Annotated in this window: 20 protein-coding genes and 1 pseudogene; 9 read left to right on the forward strand and 12 right to left on the reverse strand. The window is 70.9% G+C overall.

All coding sequences use genetic code 11. The annotated features are described in order from the left end of the window. Positions 1 to 3 precede the first annotated feature (3 nt). Positions 4 to 471 (reverse strand): DUF3817 domain-containing protein, encoded by a 468-nt coding sequence (locus JOF43_RS05650; RefSeq protein ID WP_209900141.1) that lies wholly within the window; start codon positions 469 to 471, stop codon positions 4 to 6. A 104-nt stretch (positions 472 to 575) separates the two neighbouring features. On the opposite strand from JOF43_RS05650, the gene JOF43_RS05655 reads away from it, so the two are divergent. Further along, a complete protein-coding gene (locus JOF43_RS05655) occupies positions 576 to 1238 on the forward strand; it encodes a GOLPH3/VPS74 family protein (RefSeq protein ID WP_209900144.1) in 663 nt (220 codons plus the stop codon). Between the two features lie 9 nt (positions 1239 to 1247). Here JOF43_RS05655 and hrpB read toward each other — a convergent pair whose 3' ends face one another. From hrpB to JOF43_RS05680, 5 genes are all read right to left on the reverse strand, one after another. Then, complete coding sequence (hrpB, locus tag JOF43_RS05660) at positions 1248 to 3830, reverse strand: ATP-dependent helicase HrpB (protein WP_209900146.1); 2583 nt, start codon at positions 3828 to 3830, stop codon at positions 1248 to 1250. A 110-nt stretch (positions 3831 to 3940) separates the two neighbouring features. After that, positions 3941 to 4813, reverse strand: a complete 873-nt coding sequence (locus JOF43_RS05665; protein WP_209900148.1) for a hypothetical protein — start codon at positions 4811 to 4813, stop codon at positions 3941 to 3943. Positions 4814 to 4878: 65 nt separating this feature from the next. Next, positions 4879 to 5670: a WXG100 family type VII secretion target gene (locus JOF43_RS05670; RefSeq protein ID WP_209900150.1), complete on the reverse strand. Its 792-nt coding sequence runs from the start codon at positions 5668 to 5670 to the stop codon at positions 4879 to 4881. A 129-nt stretch (positions 5671 to 5799) separates the two neighbouring features. Then, the gene (locus tag JOF43_RS05675; protein ID WP_209900152.1) at positions 5800 to 6462 is read right to left on the reverse strand and encodes a hypothetical protein; all 663 of its coding nucleotides are present in this window, start codon (positions 6460 to 6462) and stop codon (positions 5800 to 5802) included. A 32-nt stretch (positions 6463 to 6494) separates the two neighbouring features. Further along, on the reverse strand, positions 6495 to 7046 hold the full coding sequence (locus JOF43_RS05680; RefSeq protein ID WP_209900153.1) for a hypothetical protein: 552 nt from the start codon (positions 7044 to 7046) through the stop codon (positions 6495 to 6497). Between the two features lie 24 nt (positions 7047 to 7070). Between JOF43_RS05680 and JOF43_RS05685 the strand changes: the two genes are divergently transcribed. Continuing rightward, positions 7071 to 7976: a type II toxin-antitoxin system HicA family toxin gene (locus JOF43_RS05685; protein WP_342592091.1), complete on the forward strand. Its 906-nt coding sequence runs from the start codon at positions 7071 to 7073 to the stop codon at positions 7974 to 7976. A gap of 213 nt (positions 7977 to 8189) precedes the next feature. Here JOF43_RS05685 and JOF43_RS05690 read toward each other — a convergent pair whose 3' ends face one another. After that, positions 8190 to 8852 (reverse strand): MerR family transcriptional regulator, encoded by a 663-nt coding sequence (locus JOF43_RS05690; RefSeq protein WP_209900155.1) that lies wholly within the window; start codon positions 8850 to 8852, stop codon positions 8190 to 8192. A gap of 76 nt (positions 8853 to 8928) precedes the next feature. On the opposite strand from JOF43_RS05690, the gene JOF43_RS05695 reads away from it, so the two are divergent. Continuing rightward, positions 8929 to 9444 (forward strand): DUF2306 domain-containing protein, encoded by a 516-nt coding sequence (locus JOF43_RS05695; RefSeq protein WP_245354025.1) that lies wholly within the window; start codon positions 8929 to 8931, stop codon positions 9442 to 9444. Here JOF43_RS05695 and JOF43_RS05700 read toward each other — a convergent pair. Next, complete coding sequence (locus JOF43_RS05700) at positions 9425 to 10054, reverse strand: DUF4352 domain-containing protein (protein ID WP_209900158.1); 630 nt, start codon at positions 10052 to 10054, stop codon at positions 9425 to 9427. The genes JOF43_RS05695 and JOF43_RS05700 overlap by 20 nt on opposite strands. A gap of 321 nt (positions 10055 to 10375) precedes the next feature. Between JOF43_RS05700 and JOF43_RS05705 the strand changes: the two genes are divergently transcribed. Continuing rightward, positions 10376 to 12178: a BCCT family transporter gene (locus JOF43_RS05705; RefSeq protein WP_209900160.1), complete on the forward strand. Its 1803-nt coding sequence runs from the start codon at positions 10376 to 10378 to the stop codon at positions 12176 to 12178. Positions 12179 to 12277: 99 nt separating this feature from the next. On the opposite strand, the gene JOF43_RS05710 is transcribed toward JOF43_RS05705, so the two are convergent. The 3 genes from JOF43_RS05710 to JOF43_RS05720 form a co-directional block, all read right to left on the reverse strand. Next, entirely contained in the window at positions 12278 to 13273 is a 996-nt protein-coding gene (locus JOF43_RS05710) for a bile acid:sodium symporter family protein (RefSeq protein ID WP_209900161.1), read from the reverse strand. Between the two features lie 96 nt (positions 13274 to 13369). Further along, a complete protein-coding gene (locus tag JOF43_RS05715) occupies positions 13370 to 14866 on the reverse strand; it encodes a glutamate-cysteine ligase family protein (protein WP_209900163.1) in 1497 nt (498 codons plus the stop codon). Positions 14867 to 14979: 113 nt separating this feature from the next. Then, a complete protein-coding gene (locus tag JOF43_RS05720; RefSeq protein WP_209900164.1) occupies positions 14980 to 16503 on the reverse strand; it encodes an OFA family MFS transporter in 1524 nt (507 codons plus the stop codon). Positions 16504 to 16905: 402 nt separating this feature from the next. Here JOF43_RS05720 and JOF43_RS23265 point away from each other — a divergent pair. Further along, a pseudogene (locus JOF43_RS23265) lies at positions 16906 to 17061 on the forward strand (GntR family transcriptional regulator); the annotation flags it as partial. 202 nt (positions 17062 to 17263) lie between these two features. On the opposite strand, the gene JOF43_RS05730 reads toward JOF43_RS23265, so the two are convergent. Continuing rightward, positions 17264 to 18601 (reverse strand): MFS transporter, encoded by a 1338-nt coding sequence (locus JOF43_RS05730; RefSeq protein WP_245354026.1) that lies wholly within the window; start codon positions 18599 to 18601, stop codon positions 17264 to 17266. A gap of 310 nt (positions 18602 to 18911) precedes the next feature. Between JOF43_RS05730 and JOF43_RS05735 the strand changes: the two genes are divergently transcribed. Genes JOF43_RS05735 through nadC form a run of 4 tightly spaced genes read left to right on the forward strand, consistent with a single transcriptional unit; the run spans position 18912 to position 23414 of the window. Beyond that, complete coding sequence (locus tag JOF43_RS05735; RefSeq protein ID WP_209900166.1) at positions 18912 to 19598, forward strand: NUDIX hydrolase; 687 nt, start codon at positions 18912 to 18914, stop codon at positions 19596 to 19598. A gap of 29 nt (positions 19599 to 19627) precedes the next feature. Beyond that, positions 19628 to 20944 (forward strand): quinolinate synthase NadA, encoded by a 1317-nt coding sequence (gene nadA, locus JOF43_RS05740; protein WP_209900169.1) that lies wholly within the window; start codon positions 19628 to 19630, stop codon positions 20942 to 20944. A 2-nt stretch (positions 20945 to 20946) separates the two neighbouring features. After that, positions 20947 to 22560, forward strand: a complete 1614-nt coding sequence (gene nadB / locus JOF43_RS05745) for an L-aspartate oxidase (protein ID WP_209900171.1) — start codon at positions 20947 to 20949, stop codon at positions 22558 to 22560. Continuing rightward, on the forward strand, positions 22554 to 23414 hold the full coding sequence (nadC, locus tag JOF43_RS05750; RefSeq protein WP_209900173.1) for a carboxylating nicotinate-nucleotide diphosphorylase: 861 nt from the start codon (positions 22554 to 22556) through the stop codon (positions 23412 to 23414). The genes nadB and nadC overlap by 7 nt, the downstream gene beginning before the upstream one ends. Positions 23415 to 23421 lie beyond the last annotated feature (7 nt).

Here is a 23421-nt window from a genome sequence, read left to right on the forward strand (position 1 = left end):
CGCTCAGGAGAACCACTGCGTGGGCGGGCCCGCGTTCAGCAGCACCGTGAACACCACGGCCACCACCACGAGCGCGATCAGGGCGGCCGGGAGCGGCCGGCGCAGGGCGAGGGCGACGACCTTCTCGAGCGCATTCGCGCCCGGTTCCGTCCGCAGCCGCCAGCTCTCCTCGAGCAGGCCGCGGCGTCGCGCCGCCCGCTCGAAGGGCACCGTCAGGTAGGGGATGAACGCGGAGCCGATGCCGAGGGCGAGGTCCCGCAGCTTCCAGCGCTGGTCAACCGCGACCAGCACCGTCACCACGAGGTAAGCGAGGAAGACGAAGCCGTGCACACCGCCGCCGATGCGCACCATCACGTCGGTCACCTGCAGCACGTACTTCAGCAGCATCCCCACCAGAAGCAGGGTCCAGGTGACCATCTCGGCGAGGGCGAGAGCCCGGTACAGGCGCGGCGGCGTCGAGATCAGAGGCATGCGGACATCCTGCCAGGGGCACCTGAACCCCGACCGAGGACCGCCCCGCCCCGCGACCATCGGAGGATGCGCGCGGGGCGGTGCCCCGGGCCACACTGGGGCGCATGACGACCACCACCACGACCACGATCCCCGCAGAGCTGTTCCTCCTGCTGACCAACGACGCCGGCCGCCAGGACGCCACCCAGTACCGCCGGCAGGCGCTGGCCGGGGCCGCCGTCGCCGAGCTGGTGCTGCGTGAGAAGGTGGAGCTGTCCGAGGAGCGCAACCCCCGTGTGCACGTGAGCGACCCCTCCTCCCTGGGGATCCCCGTCCTGGACCAGGCCCTCGGCGCTCTCACCGAGCTGGAGGGACGCCGCCTGCGGTCGGTGATCGCCCACCGCAGCATGGACCTGACCGAGGTGATCGGCGAGTGCATGGTCGCCGCCGGGGCGGTGACCCGCAAGGACGGCTGGTTCCTCACCTCCTGGCCGGCGCACGACGTCTCCCTCGAGTCCGCGCTGCGCAGCCGCCTCACCGAGGCCGTCCGCGACTCGCGCCGGGCGAGTCTCCAGGACGGGATCCTGTTGGAGATGCTGCGGTCGCTGCGGATCGCCCACCGGATCCTCCGCGAGGATCTCGACGGACTCTCCCGCCGGGAGCTCGACGCCGTCATCGCGGGGCTCGAGATCGACGCCCCGGCCGCGAAGGCCGTCAAGCGAGTCATGGACGACATGAACGCCGCGATGATCGCGACCACCGCCGCCGCAGGTGGCGGAGCGACCTGAGCACGGACCTCAGCGGCCCTGGGCGCGCTTCGTGCGAGCCGTCGCCGGGGCCGTCCAGGGATCCTCCGGCCAGGGATGTCGGGGGTAGCGTCCGCGCATCTCCTTGCGCACCTCCCGATACGGCCCGTCCCAGAACGACCGCAGGTCGTCGGTGACGGCGAGTGGTCGACGGGCCGGGGAGAGCAGGTGGAACAGCACCGGCACCCGATCCCGCACCAGGCGCGGGGTCTCGGCGAGCCCGAACACCTCCTGCAGCTTCACCGCGACGACGGGGCGGCCGTCCTCGGCATCGGGCTCGGGATAGTCGATCCGTGCGGTCGAGCCGGAGGGGATCGCCAGCCGCTCCGGTGCCAGTGCCGACAGCTCGGAGGCCTCCGGCCAGGGCAGCAGCGTCCGCAGCGCCCCGGCGACGTCGAGCGAGGCGACCCGGGTGGTGCGGGCCGACAGCTGCGGCGCCAGCCAGGTCTCCAGCTCTGCCAGCAGGGTGGCCTCGTCCATCGCGGGCCACGGCGCACCGAGCTCCCGGTGGATCAGGGCGAGCCGGGCCAGCAGCGCGCGTGCCGCGTCGTTCATCTCCAGCCCTGCGAGTCCGCGCGCCCGCACCTGCGCGAGCACAGCGGGCACGGTGTCCTGCGCCGTCGCGGCCACCGGTGTCGAGGCGAGCTCGATGGCGCCCAGCGCTCGACGCTCCCGGGCCCGCACCGTCCCGTTCCCCAGCTGCGCGGTGCGCTCGGAGACCAGCAGGTCCGCCCCGGCCAGGAAGGCGTCCTCCTCCGTGAGCGGTGCGGCGGCGCGGAGCACCGCACCGGTGCCGTCGGCCGCCCGCCCCTGGGCCCGCTGCACCTCCCAGACCGCGAGCCACTCGTTGCCCCGCAGGCCGCTGTCCTCGGGCAGGGCGGCCCGGGTGCCGGAGGCGAGCAGGTACGTGCGGGCGCCGGCGGAGGTGCGGCGGGCGATCCGCTCGGGGCGGGCGAGGGCGAGGACCGCGCCGGCCTGCTCGGCGGCGCCGGAGGCCGTGAGCGGAGGGGCCGACGGCCGTGTCGCGAGGGTCGCGCCGGTCGGGGGCGCCGGCTCCTGCGCGATGCGGGTCAGGCGATCGCGCTCACGCCGCCAGCGGTCGGCCCCGGGGGCGCGGCCCGTGCGCAGGTCCTGCAGCAGGCGGGGCAGGTCCGCGCCGACGGGGCGATGGTCGTCCGAGACCGCGGCGACCACCTCGGCCGCGCCTCGTGCGGCGTCGAGACCGGGGAGCCGCCGCGCCCCGTCGACCAGCGCACGCGCCTCGCGCACCCCGATCGGCATCCGCGCCACGCGGGCCCCGGAAGCCGTCGGCCTGCCCGCGTCGTCCACCAGACCGAGGGAGTGCAGCGTCGCCTCGGCGGAGGTGATCTCGGCCCGCGGCGGGGGAGTCAGCAGGGGCAGATCGTCGGCGCGAGGCGTGCCCCAACAGGCCAGCCAGAGCGCCGCATCGGTGAGGTCTGCCCCGGAGATCTCCGGGGGAGACTGGGCGGGCATCCCTGCCAGGTCCGATTCCGCGAAGACGCGTACCGCGGCGCCGGGACCCTGACGGGCCGCGCGACCCGCCCGCTGTTCGGCGGCGGCGCGGGAGGCACTGACCGTGACCAGCCCGGACATGTCGCGGCCCCGGTCCCGGCGCACCTGTCGCGACAGTCCCGCGTCGACCACCAGGCGCACGCCCGGCACGGTCAGAGAGCTCTCGGCGACCGCGGTGGAGACCACGATCCGCGAAGGTTCCCCGGGGCGGCGGCCCCCGGTCGCCCGGTCCTGCTGAGCCGCGGGCAGCCGGCCGTGCAGCGCGAGCACCTCGACGCCGGGGCCGACGAGCCCCCGCAGGCGGGAGACCACCTCGTCGACCTCGCGCGCCCCGGGCACGAACACCAGGGCGTCGGTCGCGGTCTCCCGCTGCGCGCGAGCGGCGGTGCGGGCCAGGTGATCGAGGTAGTCCCGAGTGACGCCGCGGGCATCGAGCCGAGGGGAGGGGGAGGGGGCGTAGGAGACGGTCAGCGGGTGCAGTGCGCTGGGCACGTCCACCACGGGCGCCGCGTCGAGCAGCGTGGAGACCGCGGCGGCGTCGAGCGTCGCGGACATCGCCCCGACCATCAGGTCCTCGCGCAGCTGGCGGACCTCGGCGAGCATCCCCAGCAGCAGGTCGGTCTCCAGCGAGCGTTCGTGGACCTCATCGAGCACGACGGCGGCCACGCCCGGCAGCTCGGGATCGGCGAGCAGGCGGCGCAGCAGCACCCCGGGGGTGAGGATCTCCAGCCGCGTCGAGCGCCCCACCTCCCGCTGTCCCCGCACGGTGAAGCCGACCGGGCCGCCCGGAGCGGTGCCGTCGAGGGTCGCCAGGCGGCGGGCGGCGGCCCGCACGGCCACCCGTCGCGGCTGTGTGACCAGGGTGAGTCCGCCGACGTGGTTCGCGACCAGGGGAGGCACCAGCGTCGTCTTGCCGGTTCCGGGCGGTGCCGTGACCACCATCGATCCGGTGGCGACGGCCGCCTCGAGCTCATCCCGGGCACCGGTGACCGGCAGACCCGCGCCGATGGTGTCGAGGTCGAAGCGCGGGGAGGAGGTCATCGCCCCATCATGCCGGGTCGCGTCGGGGCGCGCCCGGTACGGGGCGGCTGGTCCGGCGACGGTCGGCGCACCCGGCTGGGCTCTTGCCAGGGGCAATCATCTGCGATCAGTCAGCTTCTCTCAGGTCGGGCCGGGTCCGGGTTCGTGGTGGAGTCGTCCTCACCGGAGACGAGGAGCATCAGGGTCTCGACAAGGCCCTGGGAGGAGAGCTGCGCGGTCCGCAGCGTCTCGGGCTGACCGTCGTCGTCTAGAACCGGCTCGCTCATGTGGAACGAGTCGCCGGTCGCATGGAGGTTCACGGTGGCCAGCAAGCGCCCACCGGGCCCGCTGGAGGTGGCTCGGGTGAAGACGCGCGTGTCCTCGAGGATGTGCTCGCCGACGGGGAAGGATCCGTCGGCGGCAAGGGCGAGTCGTTCCTCCTCGCCATCCTGGTGAGCGACGCCGTGCGGGTCGACCAGCCCGGCGAGGAGCGGGCCGATGCTCGCAACCGGTAGAACGGCGAAAGCATGCACGCCTTCGGGGTTCACGTACTCCTCGAGTGCGATGCCGATCGACTGGTGGTAGTAGTACCGACGGCTGCGATGGAAGGTCCCCTCGATGCTCACCGACCGTTCGATCGCGGTGACCTGTACGGCGGAGCGCCGCAGCAGCAGGATTCCAGCAAGACGCGGCTCGGGCACCAGTCGTGCGGGATCGCCTTCGACCTCACGGTCCTCGAGCGGTGCCGCGTACCCCTCGGGCACGAGATTGTTCCGGGCGATGAGGATGCGACGCACAGAGGGGAGCGCACTGTCGACGCGGTCGGCATGCTCCTCGGCCCAGGGGGTCCAGACCGTTGGCCCGCCACCCGTCTCGGCGGTGAGGACGGCCAGCTCCTCATCAGTCAGGTGGAGCAGTTCGGTGCGTGTGGATTCGCCCTCGCGCAGGAGCGAGGCGGCGCTGAGCAGGTCCCGTCGGGGGATGGGTGTGGAAGTTGCGGTCATGGTGGCCCCTCCAGGGCGTTGTGTTGGTGTGCCGTCTCAGGCGGAGTGACGGGCCGGCGGGGAGCTCAGACTCCGGCCCAGGGGTAGAGCCCGGGGCCCCAGGTCTTTCCATCGGCCCAGTCGTCGGCGGCGTCGGAGAGCCCGTCCCAGACCTCGCGGGAGAGGTCGTAGTCGAAGAACTCTTCCCCGACCCAGTCGGCGATGCCGGCGACATCGCACATGGCGCCGAAGATCGCCGCAGAAGGGTGCGGGACCGATCCGACCAGCCCACCGAGCGCGGTGACGAACTCGATCGGGTCCTTGGCGGTGACCATGTCGTGTAATCCCAGCGGGATGTCCACGATCGGGATCAGTTTGGCGATCCGCTTGAAGCCCTTGCTCTTCACGAGTCTGCCGAGGTCATCGGCGATTCCGGACTTCTGCCACCAGTCGGTGAGCTGATCCGCACCGTCACGGAGCGCTTTCCAGTCGATCTTCCCGCTCTTGATTCCCTCCCACAGCTTCTCGGCGGTCTTGGCGATGATCGACAGCGCGGCCTTGCCGTTGCTGTAGATGTCCTTCAGGGTCTTCAACAGGCCGTCGTCTGCTGACGAGGCGTCGTCCTGCTCCTCGGTGTGCTCGCGAAGCTCGCGACCCATGGTTTCGATCGCGTCGAAGGTCTCCTTCGCCTGTGGCCGGATCCCGTCCCAGAAGGTGGCGTTGAACGACTCGAAATCCTCGCCCTTCCACTGGTCCTGGAGCATCTGCAGGTCCCACTGGATTCCGTTGATCACCGATTGGATCGCGTTCGACTTTCGATGGAACTCTCGATAGAGGTCGATCATCTGCTCGGTGTCGCCACCGTAGAACCCAGTCATTTATGTGCTTTCCCCTGGTGAGTGGATCCAGTCGCGCTCCGGCTCGCGGTGGAGTCTCGACCTGTCAGGTGGACGGTATCCAGATGACGGCACGAGACGCGATGGGGAGAACTCCCCTCCCGCGCTCCGTCACAGCCTCCAGTCCGGGCGCATCCCGGGCACCGACCGCTGAGCCATCGCGCCGATCCCCTCCAATTCGCTGTGACCGAACTGCTCGGACCATCGGGCCAGGTGGGCAGGACAGCCGGAACGTTCGAGTCCTTCCCGCAGCTGGTGGGCGATCTCGGGCGCCCGTCGCGATGCGAAGATCACGATCCCGCGGCCGGGGGCCGGTGGGCGGGTCCCTCCTCCCGCGCCGGAGGCCCGATCAGGGCCCAGGAACGTGACGGCGAGGTCCGCACCGCCGCTGAAGTACCAGTGGGTCGAGATCGCACGGTACGGCAGGCTGCGCAGGGAATCGATGTCCTCGAACACTCGGATCGTTGCGGGGTGGATCTCACGGAACCAGATATCGCGGCGATTTCCGGCCAGGCGACCCACGCTCACCCCGTGGTGGTAGATCCGTAGGGTGGCCGAATGACTCCAGACGAGCCAGGTCAGAACAGCCGCGGCCAGCAGGAGGCCGGCGGGCACGCTGAGCAGGAGTAGCCACGGCAGATCGCGGAGCAGCCCGGCCGCGGTACCTGCGACGATCACCAGCGGTCCGAGCGACAGCATCAGCAACCCGTGCAGCACCGAGACGGATGTCCGGTAGGCGGCGACCGGGGGGCCGAACAGGGGATGGGGTTGCACGCCGTGATCCTGCCATGTCGCGGTGGGCCGCTTCAGTTGATGAGGTCGAACTCGACCTGGTCGGTGTCCGCGCAGACGCTGGTCACCGAGAGGGTCCACAGGTCGATGGTGACGGTCTCGCCGAGGGTGATGTCCTCGATCTCGCGGGGCTCCCCGCCGCCCAGGGTGGCGGTGAGCTGGGCGTCCTCGCCCTCGATGCCGGTCGCCTCGATGGTCAGCTCCTCCCCGGCGCGCTCGGGGAGGTCCGGGTCGGCGGAATCTCCCACCTGGGCGTAGTAGGCGCCCTCCCCGGAGCATGCCTCGGGTGGTTCGAAGTCCTCCGGCGCCGGGGTCGCGGGGTACGGGTCCTGGGGGAGGGCGACCTCGGACTGTCCGCCCCCGTCGGAGGCCCCGGAGACCGTACCGCCGTCGGATGCCCCGCCGCCGTCGGAGACCGCGGGAGCTACCTCGGGGGCGGGCTCGTCCCCGCCGGTGCATCCGGCCCCGAGCAGTGCGAGCGCGAAGAGTCCGCCGGCGAGTCTCGCAAGGGAGGGGCGGTGGGAGCCGGCGCTGCCGGGGCGGTGGGACGGGACGCTGGCGGACACGCGGAACCTCACAGGTCGGATGACGTGGACGGGCCCACGCTACTGGAGGCCGCGGGGCATGCCACCATCGGACGGCAGATCATCGGAGCATCGCAGCCGATCACCCGGACCGGAACCGAGCATCCGGCACAGAGCATCGAGGAGATGGAGACCATGGCGACGGACGGACGCACCCCGCCGCGGCCCACCCCGAGAGCCCTGAGCGGACGCACCGATCCCTCACGGCGAGTGCGTCCCGTGGACTGGTCCGCGACCGGCCGTCCCCCGTCGGCCCCGGACCCGGCACCGGAGCCCACGACGCCCGTCGGGCAGCCCACCGATCGGCTGCCGCGCCGCCGGCCCCGCTCCCTGAAGTCACCGCAGTCGCTGTCGGCGCCGCCCACCGGCGCCGTGCACACCCTCGCTCCCGAGGACCCCCGCCCGCTGCCGCGGCCCCTGCGGGTCGCCGAGGCCGAGATCCGGACCGTCGGAGTCAGCGAGCTGACGACGGCGATGATCGTAAAGGCGGTCGCGGATCCGCAGGAGGCCTGGACGGCCGACGCCGGTGCCAGCGATCATTTCCTGCGCGGGGACCTCGTGGTCCAGGTGCGCCGAGCGGACAACGTCGTGATCGGCGCGTTCTCGACGCGGTACGCGCTGTCGGTTCGGCCCGAGGAGTACGAGAGCGCGCTGGACATCGCCGAGGACGCCGCCGGGCCGAGCGCACGCGGCGGGAGGGGCACCCGCCATCCCACCAGTCGTCGGGAGCTGCTGGCACGCATGGAGGCTGCGGGGTTCGTGGTCTCACCGGGTTCGACGCATGGGCGTGTCACCCATCCGGACCATCCCGGGCTGACGGTGCCGTTCGCTTCGACCCCCTCTGACCGGCGCTTCACCCGTCATGCCGTCGCCCAGATCCGGCGCGTGTTCGGGATCGATCTGCGGCGCTGAGGCCCTCCGGGCGGTGCATGGCGCCTCTGTGCGGTTCACCCCACGACCCCGAACGAGAAAGTGCCCCGACCCGTCCCCACGGGCCGGGGCCATCCCTTTCCCCCGCGTCCCGGATGAGCGGAATCCGCCTCCTCCTCAGTCAGCGGTTCCTCCGGTGACGCGTTGAGAACGAGTACACACCCCGTCCCCCAAAAAGGTCTGCGACGGCGCTGTTCATTCCCTGTGAGACTCGCTGGCCTGCACACTCAGCGAGACGTGTCCGAGCGCTCGCAGCACCTGGACCAGTCGGTCGAAGGCGATCGTGCCGGCCACCGCGCGCAGGACCACCAGGTCGTCGGAGATCTCGCCGTCGTTGCCCGGTTCGCCCTGCATGAACTCGACGTCTCCGCGGGCGATCTCGGCCATCGGCACCGCATAGCGCATCACCGTCTCGAGGCCGGCGGGCATCTCCCAGCCCGCGAGCGTGTGCAGCACCTCGTCGAGCGCCCGGCGGGGGACCGAGTCGATGTCGGGCCAGTCCATCCGTGACAGCAGTGCGGCGACGGACGGGTGCTCGGCTCGCCCGGCCCCCTCCGTCGGGGCGGGCCCGCTCACCGTCGCCGCGCCCAGGGCGATCGCCTGTGCCTCCTCGAGGGCACGGATCCGCGGGACCTCCGGGTCATCGAGCAGTTCGGCCAGCCGACGGATGCGATCGATCGGGGCATCGGCGATCTCGCGCAGCACCTGGATCAACTGCAACCGCTCGAGATGGCGGGGCCCGTAGTCCTGTCGGGTGGTGGTGATCCGCTCGCCGGCGGGCAGCAGGCCCTCGCGTCGGTAGTACTTGATCGACGCCGCGCTGCATCCGCTCGCGGTCGCTAGTTCGTGCAGCAGCATCCCGGTCCTCTCCTGCGCTCGATGCTCGAAGCGCGTGGATAGTGCGACGACCTGTGACTATCTTGATGGCGTTGCCATGGATAGTCACACTATCGTGGTGATCGTGGACACCTTCACCCCGATCATCGCCGTGCACGCCGTCGCCGCGCTGTACGTGCTGCTGCTGGGCCCGCTGCAGATCCTGCGACGGCGGCGAGACCGCGCCCACCGCCTGCTCGGAGCGAGCTGGGTCGCGGCGATGCTGCTGGTGTGCACCTCGAGCTTCGCGATCATGCCCGACGGCTTCTCGTGGCTGCACGGACTGTCGATCTGGACCCTCGTGTGCCTGGTGATCGCGATCGCCTCGATCCGTCGCGGAGAGGTGGCCATGCACCGCGGGTTCATGGTCGGTTCCTACCTCGGCACGCTCGCCGCCTTCACCTTCGCGGCGCTGGTCCCCACACGGCTGATCCCGCAGCTGCTGCGCAGCGAGCCGCTGGTGGCTCTGGTGACCGTCCTCGCCGTGGCGGCGACGGCCGCCGTCTTCGCCGTGCTCGCGATCTGCCCGTCCGTGTTCCGGGCGCGGGCAGCGGTCAGCCGGCCGGGATCATGACCTCCTGGCCACCGGTGCCGACCGGGTCCGAATAGCTGATCGACTCGATGACGGTGTCCTCGGCGACGTCGACGTAGAGGGTGGCGGTGGCGGATTCCCCGCCGGGGAGCTCCGGGCCGCTGGTCGAGAAGCTCGCGTAGACCAGCGTGTAGCTCATCCCCGCCTCGTCGTAGAACCGGAAGTTCTCGCTGCTGAGGGTGACGGACTCGGCGCCCACATTGTCGATGGTGACCGCGATGCCGACGAACGTGCCGTTCTCCGTGGTCAGCTGTTCGTCGTCGGTGTCGAGCGTGGTGCCCGACTGCGGTTCCGAGGCGCTCAAAGAGACCGTGGCGTCCGCGGTGGACTCCTCCGTCGGTTCGGCGGTCGGCTCATCAGTCGGCTCATCGGTCGGCTCGTCGGTCTCCTCCTCCGAGGGGTCCGAGGTGGCGGTCGTTCTCGGATCGTCCGTCGGCTCCTCGGCCGGCTCCCGCAGCAGCAGGTACCCTCCGATGCCGCCGCCGACCAGGACGATCACGGCGAGCAGGGCGCACCCGCAGCCCAGAATGATGTACAGCGGGGAGCGGCTGCGCTTTTGGGGCGGCCCGGAGATGCCGTAGGGATTGGTCATGCCTGGCCTCCTGGTTCGGGGGCACGGGCGGATCAGTCGTCGGTGCAGGGCGCCGCGGTGCCGGTGACCGGTCCAGGGTATCGACGCCCGGCACGGACGGCGATGGGGAGAACTCCCCCCTCCGTCCGCAAGACGCGGCGACGGGAGCCCCGTCGTGTTGGACTGCCGCCGTCCGGTCCCGCCGCGCCCAGGGCGTCGGGTGTCCACTACGGAGATGTGACGTGCGATACTCCCTGGACGAACGAGGAAACGAGACGAGACTCGTCGCCGGGATCGATCCGCGGGCCGACGGCGAGGGCACGACGACGAGGAGTCGCGACCATGCTGACCCGATTGCACGATGCCTTGCGCCTGCGCACTTCGCCGGCGATCTTCTTCAGCTCGGCGGCGATCATCATCGCCTTCGTGATCGGGACGATCGTCTTCACCGACCCGCTCAACACAGTGGTCTCCGCGGCGTCGGACTGGCTGCTGACAAACCTGGGATGGTTCTACATCCTGGGCGTGACAGTGTTCCTCGGGTTCCTCATCGTCATCGCGGTGGGGCGCTTCGGACGCGTCAAGCTCGGCCCTGACGAGGAGCCGCCGGAGCATTCCGGAGGGGCCTGGTTCGCGATGCTGTTCGCCGCGGGGATCGGCTCGATCCTCATGTTCTGGGGAGTGGCCGAGCCGATCAGCCACTTCGGCGATCCGCCGCGCGGTCCCTCGATGGGCATCGAGGCGGGCACCTGGGGCGCCGCCAAGGACGCCATGAACTTCACCTATTACCACTTCACCCTGCACACGTGGACGATCTTCACGCTGCCGGCACTGTGCTTCGCCTACTTCATCCACAAGCGCAATCTGCCGCCGCGCGTGAGTTCGATCTTCCAGCCGATCCTCGGTGAGGGCATCCACGGGCCGATCGGCAAGCTCATCGACGTCGTCGCGATCGTCGGCACGGTCTTCGGAATCGCCGTCTCGATCGGCCTCGGCACCCTGCAGATCAATGGCGGCATGAACCAGCTGTTCGGGATGCCGGAGAACGCCGGCTGGCAGTTGATCATTATCGGCGTGGTCTGTGGGCTCGCCCTCATCTCGGTCTCGCTGGGCCTCGACAAGGGCATCAAGGTGCTCTCGAACATCAACATCGTCACGGCCATCCTGCTGCTGATCTTCGTGCTGGTCGCGGGGGGATCGACGTTGTTCGTCCTCAAGGGCACCATCGAGTCCTTCGGCAGCTACCTGGTGAGCCTGCCCGAGCTCGCCCTGTGGAATGACACCTTCGCCAACACTGGCTGGCAGAACACGTGGACGGTCTTTTACTGGGCCTGGACGATCACCTGGTCGCCGTTCGTGGGCATCTTCATTGCCCGCATCTCCAAGGGTCGGACCATCCGCCAGTTCGTCTCCGGCGTGCTCGCGGTGCCGTCCGCCTTCTCTGTCATCTGGTTCGGTATCTTCGGATACTCCTCCTTCGACATCGAGCTCAACGGTGAGGGTGGCCTGGTGGACACGGTCGTCGGTGAAGGGGACATCCCCGGAGCTCTGTTCGCCTTCCTCGATCATTACCCGGCAGCGTTCTTCGTCTCCGTCATCGCCATCATTCTGGTCATCATCTTCTTCGTGACCTCGGTCGACTCCGCCGCCCTGGTCACCGACTCGATGGCGAACGGCCATGAGGACTTCAATCCGCTGGGTCAGCGCATCTTCTGGGGCCTCGCGATCGGTCTGATCACCGCGACGCTGCTGGTGTTCTCCGGGTCGAACGGTCTCGAGGCGCTCCAGTCGACGATCATCCTCGTCGGTCTGCCGTTCTTCGTCATGGGCTTCTTCCAGATGTACGCCCTCTACCGGGCGCTACGGGAGGATGCCGGCGAGCTTCCGCAAATGCGCACTCGGGAATGGGCGCAGGTGCTGCCGCCGGAGGAGTACGAGCGTCGCGAGGAGGACGAAGAGTTCGACACCGAGGACTATGTCGTCGAGCCGACCTACACCACCGAGATCCCCGTGATGCGCGACCCCTATGAAGACGTCGAGGAGGTCGACGAGACCGAGGGCACCTCCGACCACGCCACCCTGCCGGCCCGAACGGGCAGCGCACGAGCCGATCTGCCAGAGGACGGGCGCTCCGAGTCGCGCTGACGATGACGAGAGTCGACGCTCCGTGAATGGGGAAGGTCTGTGGTGGCATTGCGAGCGCGAGCAGCGCCTGGCCCTCGGGCCTCGAGCAGGTGAGCGTGCTCAGCGAGCCTCGCTCCGGTGTTTGTCGGCGCTGCGGCGGTAGTACATGGCGAGCACGGCACCGGAGAGGTTGTGCCAGATGGAGAAGATTGCGCCTGGCAGGGCGGCAGCCGGGCTGAAGGCGGTCGCGGCGAGTGTCGCAGCCAGGCCCGAGTTCTGCATTCCGACCTCGATCGAGGTGGTGCGGGCCGCCCGCTCGCCCTGCTTCAGCAGGCGCGCGAGCCAATAGCCGCAGAGGTAACCGATGCCGTTGTGGAGCACGACGGCCAGCAGCACCAGCGCGCCGGCGGAGACGATCGCCTCGGTGGAGCCGCTGACGACGGCGATCACCACGAGGGAGATGCCGACGACGCTGACCCACGGCAGCGCCGGCAGGACGCGGTCGACGAGGCGGCTGAGCAGCAAGCGGACCACGATGCCGCCGATGACGGGGATCAACACCATCTGCACGATGGACATCGCCATGTCGCCGGCGGCGATGGGCAGGTACGAGCCGGCCAGCCACAGGGTCAGCAGGGGGGTGAAGATCGGGGCGAGCAGGGTGGAGATCGAGGTCATCGTCACTGACAGGGCGGTGTCTGCCTTCGAGAGGTAGGAGATGACGTTCGAGCTGGTCCCGCCAGGGGCGCAGCCGACGAGGATCACGCCGACGGCGAGCTCCGGCGGAAGCTGCAGCAGGACGGAGACGCCCAGGCCCACCAGCGGCATGATCACATACTGGGCGACGACGCCGATCAGCACGGGCAGCGGCCGCCGGACGACCAGCGCGAAGTCGGGGATCGTCAGCGTCAGCCCCATCGCGAACATGATGACGCCGAGGAAGACGGACGTGAACGGCGCGATCGCCTGGCCTGCGGCGGGAACGAAGAACGCGAAGGTGGCCGAGGCGAGGATCAAGGCCGGGAACACGGTCACCGCGATCCGCGCGGACCGGTCCTCCGACGAGAGCGCCGGGGCGTTCTTCCCGGTGGTGGGAGCTGGGGCTGAGGAGGTCATGCCGGAAGGCTACGACCGCGTCCGTCATGCGAGAACGGTGTCTCAGGATTTGGGGGTGCAGATCGCCGAGGACCTACCCCTCCTGCCGTGCCGGGCTCAGGTCCGCTGTCGCGCCGGAACCGGCCAGGCGTGCACCGGATCCCCGGAGTCCACGGCAGCGCGGTACAGCCGCGTCATCTCCGCCAGCGCCTCGGAGCGGCTCGCCCCGTGCACCTCGAGGGAGGTGACGGTATCGATCTGCCAGCGGGCGCCGTTGCGGCCGGTGCGGGCACGGCCGGTGAGGATCTCGCCGTAGTGCTCGGCCACGCCGGCGTCGGCCCCCAGATCCCGCAGCCCGTCCACGGCCAGCGGGATCAGCTGCTCGAGCAGCAGGTCCGCCACCCGGACCCGTCCCACCCGGGGCCAGCTCACCCGCGCCTCGAGACCCCAGCGGGCGCACTGCTGGAACGTCTCGTCGGCCTGTTCGAAGCTCATGCGTGACCACAGCGGCCGCCGCTCGTGCACGAGCGCATGGACGAGCCCGTAGAAGAAGGCGGCATTGGCCGCCATGTCCGCGGGCGTCGGCCCCGCCGGCAGCAGACGGTTCTCGAGCCGCAGGTGCGGCACATCGGTGCCGGGGTCGTAGATCGGGCGGTTCCAGCGCCACACCGTGCCGTTGTGCAGCATCAGCTCGTGCAGGCGCGGCGCCGATCCCTCGGTCAGCAGCGGCTCCTCCGCCATGTCCCGCGACTCGGGGATCAGCGCCGGGAACAGTCGCACGTTCTCCTCGAACAGGTCGAACATCGAGGTGATCCACCGTTCGCCGAACCACACCCGAGGGCGCACGCCCTGGGTCGCGTACTCGGGCGGCCGGGTGTCCAGGGCCTGCACGAAGGTGGGGATGCGGCTCTCGTGCCACAGCCGCTTGCCCAGCAGGAACGGCGAATTCGCGGCGAGCGCGATCTGAGGGCCGGCGATGGCCTGGGCGGCATTCCATGCCGGGGCGAACTGCTCCGGTGGGACCTGGAGGTGGAGCTGCATCGAGGTGCAGGCCGACTCCGGCGCGATCGAATCGAAGGTGGCATCCAGACCCTTGCCCTCCCCCTCGATACGCAGGGTGATCTCCTCGCCGCGAGCCTCCATCACGCTGTTCTCGAGCGCCTCGTAGCGGGGCCCGGGCGCCCGCCAGGCATCGCCCGTGAACAGCTCCTCGGTGATGGTGGGGAGGTGGCCGATGGGGATCACCCGGGCGCCGCGGCGGCGGGCGGCGAGATCGGCGTGCTCGATCTTCTCCTCCAGCTCCCGCTCGAGGTCGCGCAACCCCGCGCCGGTGGGCCGGGTGACCGGGAGGTTGACCTCGAGGTTGAAGCGGCCGATCTCGTGGACGTACTCCTCGTCGTCCAGATCCTGCAGGAGCGTGTCGACCAGCAGCGCCGGGGCCATGTCCGCGACCTCGGCGAGGTTCATCTCCAGCTCGACACCGACGGTGCCTTCATCGATGAACTCGGCGGTGTCCAGGAACGACTCGAACAGATCGAGGTTGCGGCGCAGCTCGTGGCGATAACGGGTGCGCTGGGAACGGGTGTACTCGGTGGTGCCGATCTCGCGTCCCATGGGAACCTCCGGGCCGTGACGGGGCAGGTGCCGTTCATCCAAGCACGCCCGGCCGCGGGGACGAAGTCGGCGCCGCGATGCGGCGTCGACGATCCCTTCCGTCCCGGCGCGCGTCAGGCCGTGAACAGGGCCACCGCGCGCACGGCCGTCTCGACCAGTCCGTAGGCGAGGGCGGCCACGACGAGCACAGCCAGGATCGACGCCGCGACCTTGTGGCCGGCCCCTGCCGCCTCGTGCGCGGCCGCCCCGCCGTTGCCGGTGATCGCCTCATGGGCGCCGGCACGGTCGGCCTCGCTCTTGCGCTCGACGACGGCGTCGTCCTCGAAGTGGGACTCGTCGACCTTCCGGATCAGCAGGTTCGCCACGAAGCCGACCGCGAGGATGCCCGCCATCAGCCACATGGAGAGCCGGTACAGGTCCATCCCGGAGTTCCCGGCGGCGCTCTGCGACTCGACGATGCTGTTGACCAGCAGGGGGCCAGCGATGCCCGCGGCGGACCACGCGGTGAGCAGACGGCCGTGGATGGCCCCCACCTGGTAGACGCCGAACAGATCCCGCAGATAGGCCGGAACGGTCGAGAAGCCGCCGCCGTAGAACGAGATGATCACCAGCGCGGAGAGCACGAAGACCGCCAGCGAGGAGGAGCCGAGGCTGGCGATCACGACGTACAGGATCGCGCCGACGGCCAGGTAGAGCGCGTAGTTGAGCTTGCGGCCGAGGTAGTCCGAGGTCGTGGACCACACGAAGCGACCGGCCATGTTGGCCAGCGACAGCAGGCCGACGAAGCCCGCGGCCGCGGCGGCCGCGACACCGAAGCCGTCCGTGATCATCGGGGAGGCGTTCTCGAGGATCCCGATGCCGGCCGTGACGTTCGTGAACAGGACGATCCACAGCAGCCAGAACTGCGGGGTGCGGATCGACTGTTTCGCGGAGACGGAGCCGGCAGCCCGGGCAGCGCCGGTGGTCGACGTGGCGGGGTCGTACCCGGTCGGTGTCCAGTCCGGGTGCGGTAGGCGGATCACGTAGGCGCCCAGGGCGATCGCGAGCAGGTAGCAGGCACCGAGCGTGAGGAAGGTGGGGGTGAGGCCTGCGACCAGATGGGCGGGCTCCTGGCCACCGCCGAAGAGCGCCATCAGCTTGTTCGAGGCGGGGCTGGCGATGAGGGCGCCGCCACCGAAGCCCATGATGGCCAGCCCCGTCGCTAGGCCGGGCCGGTCCGGGAACCACTTCATCAACGTGGAGACCGGAGCGATGTAACCGATGCCTAGGCCGATGCCGCCGATCACCCCGTAGCCGAGGTAGACCAGCCACAGCTGGCCGCTCGCGATGCCGAGCGCGGAGACCAGGAAGCCGAGCACCCAGAACCCGCCGGCGGCGACCATCGCCATCCGCGGTCCGACCCGCTCGACCCAGGTGCCGGCGACCGCCGAGGAGATGCCGAGCATGGCGATGGCGAGGGAGAAGATCCAGCCGACGGCGACCTCGCCGACGTCGAAGCGGTTCTCGAACGGGGTCTTGAAGACGCTGAAGGCGTACACCTGGCCGATGCACAGGTGGATGGCCAGTGCGGCCGGGGGGATGAACCAGCGATTGAACGCCACCGGGGCGATGATCGCGGTGCGGTCGAGGACGGACATGGGGCCTCCGGGGAAAGAGATGAGGGCGGCCACGCAGACGCCCTCCGGGGAGGATAGGGTTTTCCGGCTCCTGCGCGGGAACCTTCCGGCGTGGCGCCCTCTCTGGTCGTGCGCACTGCCTGGTCGGTACCGCCTCGGGAGCAGGGCTCAGCCTGCGGCGGCGGCCTGGCGGGCAGCCCGGCGGTGGCGTAGGTGCTGGATGACGGACACGACCACGATTCCGGCCAGCAGGACATACACGATGAGCGTGATCGGGCTGCTGACCAGGATAGACGGATCGCCCTCGGAGACGGCGAGCGCACGGCGCAGCTCCGTCTCCGCGAGCGGGCCGAGGATCACGCCGATCAGCAGCGGCGCCATCGGCATCCCGAACTGCCGCAGAGCGTCGACCGGCAGACCGTCATGCAGGTCTATGACGTGCGCATCCTGCTCGAGGAGCAGGTGACCGGGGACGCCGCGCTGCACCGCACCGTCCGGGACATGCTGCGACTGGAAGCGCTGGTCCAGCGGGACCGGGAGCTGGAGGTGAGGGACGACGCGGTGCTGCGTCGCAGCAACCTCGAGTTCCATCGCGCCGTCTGGGCCGCCTCGCACAACCCGGTGCTGCAGGAGCTGCTCGAGGCGATCGACGGACGCGACGCCGAGGCGGCACGTGCCGTCGCCCGCCGCCACTTCGAGACCGCGCGGCGCATCCGGTTGGGCATCCTCCACCGCGCGGCGCTCGAGGAGACGACCGGGGCCCGCGAGGGGGCTGACCCGGTCAGGCCGCCACGGTGTCGTCGGCCCGGGGCCCTGGTTCCGTGTCCTGCTGCTGCCGCAACTGCCGTGCTGCGGCCACCGAGGCCGCCAGAGTCACCGCCGACATCGCCACCAGCACGAGGCCGGGGTGCCACCACGCCTGCGCCGTCCAGGTGCCCAGCGCCGAGGTCAGCAGCGGGACGAATCCGCCCACGGTCGCGGCCACCGCGTAGGCCACCGAGAGGGCGGTGTAGCGGAAACGGCCGGGGAAGAGGTCGCTCATCAGCCCGCCGAGGGCCGCCCAGGACATGGTGGGCAGGATGCCGCCGATCACCATCATCGCCACCAGCACTCCGAATCCGGCGGACTGCAGCAGGAAGTACATCGGGAAGGCGATCAGGGCGGTGCCCAGGGCGCCGATGCCGACCACCAGGGACGAGCTGGTGCGTGCGGCGAGCGCTCCGAACAGCGGCACGGTGACCAGCTGCAGCAGGGAACCGATCGTCGCGGCGCTCAGCAGCTGCAGGAAGGGATACCCGAGCACGACGGCGCCGTAGTTCATCGTGTAGGTGTTCATCAGGGCGTAGGAACCGATGCCCAGCTGGGCGGCCGCGACGGCGATGAGCAGCGCGAGCGGACGGGTGCGGAACAGGGCGAGCACAGGCCGGCGGGCGCGACCCTCCGTGCTGGCCAGGCGCGAGAACACAGGCGTCTCCTCGACGGCGCGACGCAGGTACAGCGAGACCAGCAGCAGCGGTACGGCGAGGAAGAAGGGCACTCGCCATCCCCACTCCTGCATGGCCTGCTCGGGAAGCGTCAGCGAGAGCACGATGAACACCGCGGCGGAGAGGATCGAGCCGATCGGCGAGCCGAGCTGCGGGATCGCCGCGTAGAACGCCCGCTTCAGGGGGTGGGCGTGCTCGGTGGCCAGCAGCACGGAGCCGCCCCATTCGCCGCCCAGGGAGATGCCCTGGACCAGACGCAGGACGACGAGTCCGATCGCGCCCAGCCAGCCGGCCTGGGCAAAGGTGGGCAGCAGGCCGATGAGCCCGGTGGCCACGCCCATCAGCGTCACGGTCCACAGCAGCGTGGTGCGCCGGCCGAGACGATCGCCCATGTGCCCGAAGAGCAGGGCGCCGACGGGGCGGATCACGAAGGAGACCGCGATCGTGCTGAAGGAGGCCAGTGCGGCACCGGCGGCGCCCAGGGGCTCGAAGAACAGCGGCCCGACGAAGAACGCGGAGAAGTAGGCGTAGAGGTAGAAGTCGAACTGTTCGAGCGAGGTGCCGACCATGGACGCCCAGGCGATGCGCCAGGGCGAGCGGGTGGCGCGGGGCCTCGGGGGAGCCGATGGAGTCATGGTCTCTCGCTTCCTGCCGCGCCCGGACGCCCGGCGCCGTTCACTGTAGGCAGGTGCCGGGGCACGTGGAGCGACAGGGCGACGGGCCTCACAGGCCGGCGGCCACCTGCTCTGCTGCGGGGCGCCGGGAGGGGCGCCGGGAGGGGCGACGCCGGGGACGGCCGGGCGGTGGGGCCGCCGACTTAGAGTCAGCGATTCCGTGACCCCGATCACACGATCGCGCCAGGGCGTGCCCTTCTGGTCACCGTGAGCCTAATCTCCTCGTCACCAGTAAAGGTCTCTGCGACTTTAACAGGAGGTGTCGCCTTCGATGAACGCTCCGATCTCCCTCGCCGTCTCGACGGTCATCTTCGCGCTGCGCCCGCACCCCACCACTCGCCGCCTGGCGCTCTGGGTTCCGCTGGTGCGCCGCATCCGCGACCCCCACCAGGGGCGATGGGCGCTTCCGGGAGGACCGATGACCCCGGAGGAAGGGCTGGCGGCGTCGGCCGCGCGGAACCTGCGCGAGACCACGCAGCTGGCCCCGCAGTACCTCGAGCAGCTCTACGCCTTCGGCGGGCTGGACCGTGCACCCACGGCCGCGGAGCGCACCGTCTCGGTCGTCTACTGGGCGCTGGTGCGCCCCGAGGAGGCCGACGCCGGCGCCGCCGGCGTGAACGTGCGGTGGTTCGTCGCCGATGAGCTGCCCGAGCTGGCCTTCGACCACTCGCTGATCGTCGAGTACGCCCTGTGGCGACTGCGCAACAAGGTCGAGTACTCCCGCATCGCCGCCGCCTTCCTCGGGGAGAGCTTCACCCTCGCCGAGCTGCGTGGGGTCCACGAGGCGGTGCTCCAGCGCACCCTCGACCCCGCCAACTTCCGCCGCCAGATGGAGGCCTCGGGCCGCCTCGTGGCGACCGACGCCTTCCGCACCGGCGGTCGCCACCGGCCCGCCCGCCTCTTCCGCCACGACCGGTCCATCCAACTCGCCGACAACGGCCCCCTCACGGGCCGATGACCCCTCGCCCCCACACCGGAGAGCACGCCATGACCATCCCTGCCCCCACCGCCTCGGTCGACCTGACCCTCCGCGACATCTCCGCCGGCACCACCGGCGGCGGCACCTGCACCACCGAACTGCTCGACGCACCCTGGGACGTCGACGCCCGCGATCCCGGCTACGGACCGGGTGCCTCGATGGCGGACACCGCCCCCGCGACCGCGCCCCGACAGGGCGAGATCCCGCAGGAGTACCGAGCGGCGAGCAGTGAGGAGCTGGACCGGCGGATCCGCGCCGCGAAGGCCGAGCTGGGCGACCGGGTGATGGTGCTCGGGCACTTCTACCAGCGCGACGAGGTGGTGCAGTACGCCGACTACGTGGGTGACTCCTTCCAGCTGGCCACCGCCGCGACGGCGCGCACCGAGGCCGAGGCGATCATCTTCTGCGGCGTCCATTTCATGGCCGAGACCGCGGACCTCCTGTCCACGCCCGAGCAGGCCGTGATCCTCCCGAACCTCGCCGCGGGCTGCTCGATGGCCGACATGGCCGACATCGACCAGGTCGAGGAGTGCTGGGAGCAGCTGATGGAGGTGTACGGCGAGGGGGAGGACGCCGACGGGATCGCCCCGATCGTCCCGGTGACTTACATGAACTCCTCCGCGGCGATCAAGGGCTTCGTGGGCCGCCACGGCGGCATCGTGTGCACCTCCTCCAACGCCTCGACGGTGCTTCAGTGGGCCTTCGAGCGCGGCCGACGGGTGCTGTTCTTCCCCGACCAGCACCTCGGCCGCAACACCGCCAAGGCCATGGGCATCCCCCTGGAGCAGATGCCGATGTGGAACCCTCGCAAGCCCCTGGGCGGGAACGACGAGCAGGCACTCCACGAAGCCCAGGTGGTGCTCTGGCACGGATTCTGCTCCGTGCACAAGCGCTTCACCACGGATCAGATCGCGAAGGCCCGCGCAGAGCACCCCGGCGTGCGCGTGATCGTCCACCCCGAGTGCCCGATGCCCGTGGTCGACGCGGCCGACGAGTCCGGCTCGACCGACTACATCCGCAAGGCCATCGAGGGTGCCACCGAACCGACCAGCTTCGCCATCGGCACCGAGATCAACCTGGTCCAGCGCCTGGCCGCCCAACACCCCCAGCACACGATCTTCTGTCTCGACCCGGTGGTGTGCCCCTGCTCGACGATGTACCGCATCCACCCCGGCTACCTCGCCTGGGCGCTCGAGTCGCTGCTCGAGGGTGAGGTCATCAACCGCATCAGCGTCGGCCAGGACGTCGCCGAGCCCGCCCGGTTCGCGCTCGAGCGGATGCTCGCCGCCAAGCCGGCCCCGGTGAGCAGCACCCCGGGGCGCTGAGCATGACCGCCGACCTCCGCCCCGATCTCCACACTGACCTCCACCCCGACCTCCGAACCGACCTGCTCGTGATCGGCTCCGGGATCGCCGGGCTGACGGCTGCGCTGCACGCCTCGCAGAACATGGACGTCCTGCTGGTGACGAAGTCCGAGGCGGGCGAGGGGTCGACCCGGTACGCCCAGGGCGGCATCGCCGGTGCGCTCGACCGTGACGACAGCCCGGCCGCGCACGCCCGCGACACCCTCGTCGCCGGCGCGGGGCTGTGCGACGAGGACGCGGTGCGGGTGCTGTGCGAGGAGGGGCCCGGCGCGATCCGTGAGCTCATCGACCGCGGCGTCGATTTCGACCGGGTCCGCGGCCCGGGCAGCCCCTACGCGCTGTGCCTCGAGGGCGCCCATCACCGGCCCCGCATCCTCCACGCCGGCGGGGACGCGACCGGTGTCGCGATCGAGCAGGCGCTGCTCGCCGCGGTGCACGGCAGCGGTGTCGTCGTGCGCGAGCACACGGCGCTCGTGGACCTGCACCTTGAGGGCGGCGACGTGGTGGGCGCCGAGCTGATGACCACGGGCGGCGGCCGGCTCCGCGTCCGGGCCGCAGCCACCCTGCTGGCCACCGGCGGCGCCGGGCAGCTCTTCTCGCACACCACGAACCCGGCGGTCGCCACCGGCGACGGGGTCGCCGCCGCATGGAGAGCCGGCGCCGCCGTCGAGGACCTCGAGTTCTATCAGTTCCATCCCACCGCACTCGCGATCCCCGGCGCGTACTCCTCCTTCCTCGTCTCCGAGGCGGTCCGCGGCGAGGGGGCGACGCTGCGCGACGAGCACGGTGCACGTCTCATGCAAGGCATCGACCCCCGCGCCGATCTCGCTCCGCGAGACATCGTCTCCCGCACCATCGCGCAGGTCATGGCCGCGCAGGATGGTCGGCCCGTGCGTCTGGACGCGACCGGCATCGCCGGCGACCGCCTGCGTGAGCGGTTCCCGACGATCGATGCCGCGGTGCGCGCCGCAGGGATCGATTGGGGCCACGAGCCGGTGCCGGTGACCCCCGCCGCCCATTATTGGATGGGCGGGATCCGCACCGACCTCGACGGCCGCACCACGCTGCCGGGACTGTTCGCGGCGGGGGAGTGCGCCCGGACCGGCGTGCACGGTGCGAACCGCCTGGCTTCGAACTCGCTGCTGGAGGGCGCCGTCTTCGGGGCCCGAGCGGGGGCGGCCGCCGTGGAGGAGGCCCGCCGCCGGGACCCCTCCGCGGGCCGTCACATCTCCAGCGGCGCCCCGCGCACGGCCGCGGCCTCGCCTGGCGACGCTGTGCGCAGAGCGCCGCGGGCGACGGCCGTCCCGTCGCCCGCGTCCTGGACCCGTACTCAGCTGCAGGAGCTGATGTGGGCGCGCGTCGGGCCGCTGCGAACGCGCGAGCAGCTCGACACCGCGGCCGCGCAGCTGGCCACCTGGACCGCCCCTGACCCTGCCACCGCCACCACGATCGGTGAGCTCGAGAACCGCAATCTCCTCGACCTCGCCCGACTGGTGGCGACCCACGCCCTCGCGCGCCCCGCATCAGTCGGCGCCCACCACCGCCTCGACCCCATCCCGGAGGTTCTCGCATGCTGACCACCGCCCAGATCGACACCGTCGTCTCCGCCGCCCTGGCCGAGGACGCCCCCTGGGGGGACCTCACCGGGCAGGTGTTCCTGCCCGGCACGGCGATCGCCACGGTGCAGCTGACGGCTCGCGAGGACGGCGTGCTCTCGGGCCTCGATGCGTTCGCCGCCGCCTTCCGCCTCACTGATCCGACCGTCGAGGTCGACCCCCGGACGGCCGACGGGGATCGCTTCACCGCCGGGGACGTGCTCGCCACCGTGACCGGTCCGGCCCGCGCCGTCGTCCAGGCCGAGCGGATAGCCCTGAACCTCACCCAGCGCCTGTCCGGCGTCGCGACCCTCACGCGGCGCTTCGTGGACGCCGTCCAGGGCACGGGAGCGCGGATCACCGACACCCGCAAGACCACCCCGGGGCTGCGCGCCCTCGAACGGCACGCGGTCCGCTGCGGCGGCGGGGTGAACCACCGCTTCTCGCTCTCGGACGCGGTGATGGCCAAGGACAACCACCTCGCGGTGCTGCAGCAGCAGGGCCTCGACCTCACCGGGGCCATCCACCGGGCCCGTGCCCAGCTCGGCCACACCACCCGGCTCGAGGTCGAGGTCGACCGGATCGACCAGATCGAGCCCGTGATCGCCGGCGGCATCGACATCATCATGCTCGACAACTTCTCCCTGGCGGACCTGGCGCGGGGCGTGGAGATCGTCGCGGGTCGCGCGATCATCGAGGCCAGCGGCACCGTCACCCTCGAGACCGTCGGCGACATCGCCCGCACCGGCGTCGACGTCATCTCCTCCGGCGCGCTCACCCACAGCGCCCGCCACCTCGACCTCGGCCTCGACATGACCGTCATCGCCGGAGTCTGACGGTCCC

The organism is Brachybacterium sacelli (assembly GCF_017876545.1).
Taxonomy (GTDB): domain Bacteria; phylum Actinomycetota; class Actinomycetes; order Actinomycetales; family Dermabacteraceae; genus Brachybacterium; species Brachybacterium sacelli.